The sequence below is a fragment of the Rhodanobacter sp. PCA2 genome, from assembly GCF_013620825.1.
Taxonomy (GTDB): Bacteria; Pseudomonadota; Gammaproteobacteria; order Xanthomonadales; family Rhodanobacteraceae; genus Rhodanobacter_A.
In genome coordinates, this window is record NZ_NJIC01000030.1 from 20676 (window position 1) to 27047 (window position 6372).

The 6372-nt window shown below is 70.5% G+C and carries 6 protein-coding genes; 4 read left to right on the forward strand and 2 right to left on the reverse strand.

Annotation, left to right across the window (positions count from 1 at the left end; genetic code table 11):
• Window positions 1-38: 38 nt before the first annotated feature.
• The 4 genes from sigJ (at window position 39) to PCA_RS10470 (ending at window position 3688) form a co-directional block, all read left to right on the forward strand.
• Window positions 39-965: an RNA polymerase sigma factor SigJ gene (sigJ, locus tag PCA_RS10455; protein ID WP_181302552.1), complete on the forward strand. Its 927-nt coding sequence runs from the start codon at window positions 39-41 to the stop codon at window positions 963-965.
• Between the two features lie 44 nt (window positions 966-1009).
• Window positions 1010-1471 (forward strand): carboxymuconolactone decarboxylase family protein, encoded by a 462-nt coding sequence (locus tag PCA_RS10460; protein ID WP_181302553.1) that lies wholly within the window; start codon window positions 1010-1012, stop codon window positions 1469-1471.
• A gap of 166 nt (window positions 1472-1637) precedes the next feature.
• Window positions 1638-2282, forward strand: coding sequence for a DUF2306 domain-containing protein (locus PCA_RS10465; RefSeq protein WP_181302554.1), 645 nt, complete (start codon window positions 1638-1640; stop codon window positions 2280-2282).
• Window positions 2283-2299: 17 nt separating this feature from the next.
• Window positions 2300-3688: a serine hydrolase gene (locus tag PCA_RS10470; RefSeq protein ID WP_181302555.1), complete on the forward strand. Its 1389-nt coding sequence runs from the start codon at window positions 2300-2302 to the stop codon at window positions 3686-3688.
• Here PCA_RS10470 and PCA_RS10475 read toward each other — a convergent pair.
• Both PCA_RS10475 and PCA_RS10480 read right to left on the reverse strand, forming a co-directional pair.
• Window positions 3654-4802: an AraC family transcriptional regulator gene (locus PCA_RS10475; protein ID WP_181302556.1), complete on the reverse strand. Its 1149-nt coding sequence runs from the start codon at window positions 4800-4802 to the stop codon at window positions 3654-3656. The genes PCA_RS10470 and PCA_RS10475 overlap by 35 nt on opposite strands.
• 121 nt (window positions 4803-4923) lie before the next feature.
• Window positions 4924-5937 (reverse strand): isocitrate dehydrogenase, encoded by a 1014-nt coding sequence (locus tag PCA_RS10480; protein WP_181302557.1) that lies wholly within the window; start codon window positions 5935-5937, stop codon window positions 4924-4926.
• Window positions 5938-6372 lie beyond the last annotated feature (435 nt).

Genomic DNA, 6372 nt, shown 5'->3' on the forward strand with positions numbered 1-6372 from the left:
CCGCGCGTCCTTGCTGCGATCCCCTTGAGGAAACCGCCATGGATCCGCAAACCGCCCTGTTCCAGCAGCACCGCCCGCGCCTGTTCGGGCTGGCCTACCGCATGCTCGGTGCGCCCGCCGACGCCGAGGACGTGCTGCACGACGCATGGCTGCGCTGGCACGCGCAGGACACCGCCGCGCTGGACGACCCCGAAGCGTGGCTGGTCACCGTGACCACGCGCCTCGCGCTGGACCGCCTGCGCCGCGCGAAGACCGAGCGCGAGCACTATCCCGGCCCCTGGTTGCCCGAACCGCTGGTGGACGCCGCCGCGTCTGCCGGCGGCGCACGCACCGAGACTCCCGAAGCGGCGCTGGAGCGCGACCAGAGCCTCACCCTCTCCTTTCTCACCCTGCTGGAACGGCTGGGCCCGGACGAGCGCGCCGCCTTGCTGCTCAACGAGGTGTTCGACTACAGCCACGCCGAGGCGGCGGCCATCCTCGGCATCGCCGAGAACGCCTGCCGGCAGCGCGTGCACCGCGCCCGGGCGCGGCTGCGCGAGAACCGCCCGCGCTTCACCGTGGACGCGCGCACCCAGCAGCGCCTGCTGCAGCGCTTCGCGGCGGCGATGGAACAGCCCACGCTGGAATCGCTGCGCGCGCTGTTCGCCGAGGACGCCATCCACATCAGCGACGGCGGTGGCGTGGTGGCCGCCGCGCTGCACCCGCTGCACGGTGCCGAGCGCGTGGCGCGGCTGTATCTGCAGGTCGCCCACAACACCCGCCTGCAGCCCTTGCGCTACAGCCCGCTCACGCTCAACGGGGCGCCGGCGCTGCTGGTCTGGTCCGGCGGCACGCTGACCACCGCCGTGTGGATCGAGGACGACGGCGAACGCATCACCGCCATCCATGCGCTGCGCCATCCCGCCAAGCTCGCCCGGCTGGCGGCCGCGGTAACGAATCCGCCGGCTGGCGCGTCCTTGCATTGAACGGCCCGATCCGGCCGCCATCCCACCAGCGAAGGAGCCACTCCATGACCCGCATTTCCGTCCAGCGCCACTACGCCACCATGCAGCCGCTGATCAAGCTCGGCGAGGAGATCCGCGCACGCGGCCACCTGGACGCGAAGCTGGTCGAACTCGTGCTGATGCGCTGCTCGCAGATCAACGGTTGCGCGTTCTGCCTGGACATGCACAGCAAGGACGCCCGCGCCGCCGGCGAAACCGAACAGCGCCTGTACCTGCTGCCGGCCTGGCGCGAGACCACGCTGTACAACGAGGCCGAACAGGCCGCCCTGGCCTTCGCGGAGGAACTCACCGAGCTGCCCTCGCACGAGTCGGTGTCCGACGCGCTCTACGAGCGCCTGCGCCAGCACTTCGACGAAGCCGCGGTGATCGACCTGATCCTGCTGATCGGCCTGATCAACACCTGGAACCGGCTCAACATCGCCGTGCGCACCGTGGGCGGCAACTACCAGCCCGCCGCGCGGCACTGACCTTCGCTGACAGCCCCATCGCGCTTTCCGGCCGACCCGGCCAGGTCCGGGCCGGCCGGATCGCACCTGCCGGATGCGCTGCGCCGTACGATCCCGCCGCCCCGGACGAGGCCGCGCGCCGACCATCGCAGAGTGACCGCTGCTTTCAGCAAGCGGAACCGTGCCCATGCACGAACGATCCCCCAGGCTGTTGCGCGACATCGCCACCGCGGCTTTCGCCGTGCTCGCGGTGGCGGTGGCCGCTTACGCCTTCGCCTATCTCTACGTCGACCACCCGCCGCACAACCGCTTCGCCGCCCGGTTCGCGGTTTCGGGGCTGGACGTGCCGGCGCACTTCTTCGGCGCCGGCCTGGCCCTGCTGCTGGCCCCGCTGCAACTGAGCACGACCGTGCGCCGGCGGGCGCCCCGCGTGCACCGGCTGGGCGGCTGGCTGTCCGCCGGCGGCATCCTGGTCTCCGGCATCGCGGCCCTGTCGATGGCGCGGCACACGCAGGGCGGCGCGGCCAGCGGCGTGGCGCTGGCCATGCTGGCGATGGCGTGGCTGTTCTGCATGGGCCGCGGCATCCAGCACATCGTGAACGGCGACATCGCAGGGCATCGCCGCTGGATGTGCCGCACGGCGGCGCTATCCTTCGCCGCGGTGACGCTGCGGCTGATCCTGGCGCTGGGCGTGGCGTTCCGGCTGCCGTTCCTGCCCGTCTACGTGTTCGCGACCTGGGCCTGCTGGCTGATCAACCTGGCCGTCTGCGAGGCGTGGCTGCGACACCGGGCCGGCCGCCTGCATCCATCCACCGCGGCAACACTGTCGTGAAACGGAGGAACCGCATCATGGCTGCACGCATCCTGAAAATCGTCCTGGGCCTGCTGCTGGTGGCGGTGCTCGGCAGCGCGCTGTGGCTGGGCACCGCAGGCCGTCCGTTGCTGCGGCTCGCCACCGGCTCGGTCAGCCGCGGACTGTGCGACGCCGTCTTCGTCAGCCAGGTCGACCCCGAGGGCGTGTTCCGCGAGCAGCATGCGCCACAGATGCGCGCCATAGCCTGGGCGATCCGCTCGCGCGTGGATCGTGAGCGGCGCGAAGTGCGCACCAGCGTGCTCGGCGCCTTCGGCGCGCGCGCCGTGTTCCGTCCCGGCCTGGGCTGCCTGTTGATGCACGGCGACGGCCCGGTGCCGGAGGCCGCAGGCTTCCAGCCCGAGCCCATCGCCAGCCCGTATCCGGACCACACGGTCGCCTCGGGCGACCCCGCCATCCGTACCGCGATCGATCGCGCCTTCGCCGAACCCGACCCTGCGCATCCGCGCAACACCAAGGCCGTCGTGGTGCTGCACGACGGCCGGCTGATCGCCGAGCGCTACGCCCCGGGCTATGGGCCGGACACGCCGATCTGGGCGCACTCGCTGACCAAGTCGCTGACCAACGCGCTGATCGGCATCCTGGTGCGCGAAGGCAAGCTGCGGCTGGAGCAGCCCGCACCGGTGCCGGCCTGGCGCCAGGGCGGCGACCCGCACGGCGCCGTCACCATCGACCAGCTGCTGCGCATGGACAGCGGCCTGCCGTTCGACGAGACCAACGGCGCGCTGAGCCCGCTCACGCGTATGGTGTTCCTGGAACGCGACATGGCCGCATACGCGTCGCGCATGCCGCTGGCCCATGCACCCGGCACGGTCTGGGGCTACAGCAACCTGGGCTACGTGCTGCTGGGCCGCATGCTCACCGACGCGGCCGGCGGCACGGCGGCGGATGCCGCACGTTTCGCGCGGCGCGAGCTGTTCGCGCCGCTGGGCATGGCGCATACGCTGATCCAGGCCGACGCCGAGGGCGCCTTGATCGGCTCGGGCAGCAGCTACGGCACCGCGCGCGATTTCGCCCGCTTCGGCCAGCTCTATCTCGACGACGGCGTGATCGACGGCAAGCGCATCCTGCCCGCGGGCTGGGTGGCCTACAGCCATTCGCAGACGCTGGACACGGGTTACGGCGCGGGCTTCTGGCTCAACCTCAAGGACGATACCCGCGTGCCGGTGTGGAACGCGCCCTGGGGCATGCCGCAGCTGCCGAAGGACATGTACTACGGGCGCGGCGCGTTCGGGCAGTACGTGGTGATCGTGCCGTCGGAACGGCTGGTGGTGGTGCGCATGGGCATCTCGCTGGATTACGGCGACGCCACCGGCGACCTGGTGGCGGCCATCATCGCCGCCCTGCATCGTCCGCCGCCGCAGTGAGCGGCCGGGCCGCCTTGCGGTAGCCGCTGGGCGTCTCGCCCAGCTGGCGCTTGAAGGCGGCATTGAAGGTGGATTTCGAGGTGAAGCCGCAGGCGTAGGCGATGTCGAGGATGCTGCGCGTGTCGCCGGCATCGGCGAGGCAGGCGCGGGCGGCTTCCACGCGCAGCCGGTTGATGTAGTCCCAGAACGTGCCGCCGAAACGGCGGTTGATCACCGCCGACACCAGGTACTCGGGATAGCCGCTGCGCTTCGCCACCTGGGCGATGGTCAGCGCCGGCTCCAGGTACAGCGGCGCGTCGCCTTCCATCAGCGCCGCGACGCGGGCCTGCACCGCGTCGTAGCGCGCATCGTCCGGCTCGGCGGTGGTGGACGGCGCCTCGCTGCCCGCATCGGCAGGAACAGCTTCCGGTTCGACCGCCACCGCCGACTGGTTCAGGCTGAACCAGCCCATCACGCAGATCCATCCCGCGATGGCGCCGAACAGCAGGCCGTAGTTGAGGATCGGCAGATACACCAGCGCCTGCACGATGGCGATGCACCAGATCACGACCTGGCAGGCCGCCATCGTGTCGATCCAGTGCAGCGACAGGCGATCGGCGTCGGAGCGCCGCTCGCGCAGGCGCTGGCGGTAGCGATGCACCCGGACCAGCGCTGCCGCCACGTAGGACAGGCTGTAGACGAACAGCGCGAGGTCGAACCAGCGGCCGATGGAGCGCTGGCCTTCGATCCACGCCGCCGACATCTCCTGCAAGCGCGCCGCGGGCGCCAGCAGCACATGGCCGGTGACCAGCAGCATGGCCGCGAATCCGAGCAGATGCCGCAGGTCGCGCCAACGGAAGCCCTGCCCCCGGGTCAGCGCCCGCACGTAGAGGAAGAACAGGCTGCCGTAGAGAAACGGAAACAGCGCCACGAAGCGGTAGGCGCGGAACCACTCCGGCGCCAGCGTGTGCCAGTAGGCCGCCTTCACCGCCAGGTCGATGCCGGCCAGCGCCACCCACACGGCGAGCAGACGGTTCGCCTCGCGGTTGGCGGCCCGGCGCCACAACGCCAGCGCCAGCAGGCCGGCCTGCACGGCAGCGGCGGTGTAGACGAAAACCCAGAACGAGATATCCATCGGATGGTCGTGTGCAAGCGACGGGAAGCGTGGAGCGCCCATGCTAGCAACCGCTCCGCGGTATGCGGAAACGACAAGGCCGCGGACGATGCCGCGGCCTTGCCGTCGATGCTGCCGATGTTCAGCCCTTGACGCGCTTCGCGATGGCCTCGCCGAAGCTCGCGGTGCTGCCCTTGCCGCCGAGGTCCGGCGTCACGCTGTCGCGATCGTGGGTCATGGTGTCGCGGATCGCGGCGCGCAGCTGGTCGCCCTTGGCCACCATGCCGAGGTAGTCGAGCATGTCGGCCGCGGCCAGCAGCAGCGCGCAGGGGTTCGCGATGCCCTTGCCGGCGATGTCGGGCGCCGAGCCGTGCACGGCCTCGAAGATCGCCGCGTGCTCGCCGATGTTGTCGCCCGGCGCGAGGCCGAGGCCGCCGACCAGGCCGGCGCAGAGGTCGGAGAGGATGTCGCCGAACAGGTTGGTGGTGACGATCACGTCGAACTGCTCGGGACGCATCACCAGCTGCATGCAGGTGTTGTCCACGATCATCTCGTTGAACTCGATCTGCGGGTATTCCTTGGCGACCTCGCGCGCCACGCCGAGGAACAGGCCCGAGGCGGTCTTGATGATGTTCGCCTTGTGCACGGCGGTGACCTTCTTGCGGCCCTTCTTCACCGCCAGCTCGAAGGCGTAGCGCACGATGCGCTCGCTGCCCTTGCGCGTGTTGCGGATCATCGACACGGCGGTCTGGCCGTCCTCGGACAGCGACTGGCCTTCGGCGAGGTAGGCGCCCTCGGTGTTCTCGCGCACCGTGATGATGTCGATGTTGTCGAAGCGCGCCTTGGTGCCGGGAAAGCTCACCGCCGGGCGCACGTTGGCGTACAGGTCGAAGTGGCGGCGCAGGGTGACGTTGATCGAGGTGAAGCCGCCGCCGATCGGCGTGGTCAGCGGGCCCTTCAACGCCACCTTGTGCTCGGCGATCTTGTCGAGCGTGGCCTTGGGCAGCAGGTCGCCGTGCTTCTCCAGCGCCACCATGCCGGCGTCGACGAAGTCGTATTTCAGGCCGCAGTCCAGCGCGTCGAGCACGCGCAGCGTGGCGGTCATGATCTCGGGGCCGATGCCGTCGCCCGGGATCACCGCGATGGTCTTGCTCATGGGGGAAAACTCCTTGGGGAATGGAACCGCCGAGCGGCGCACAGACGGCGCGGGCGTCGGCAAGTCCGCGATTATCGCCGATCGGCATGACAGCGACCAGCCGAAGCCGCGCGCAACGCGTTGAAAATCCTCGCACGGAGCGTTGCGGGAAATGGCACGGCGGCTGTTCTTCCTCTCCCCGGAGGGGAGAGGATCGAGGTGAGTCCGCGGCTTTTCTTCTCTCCACACCAAGGAGAGGATGCAGGTCGATACGCAGCCTTTTCCTCCTCTCCCCTCCGGGGAGAGGATTGAGGTGAGGGGACGCGCTTGCGTCGGCGCTGGATTGAAGCGCGCTTCGAAACGGGTCCGCCGCAAGCACCGGGCCCCCCCCCCCCCCCCCCCCCCCGCGGGGGGGGGGGGGGGGGGGGGGGGGGGGGGGTGGGGGGCGCGGGGCGG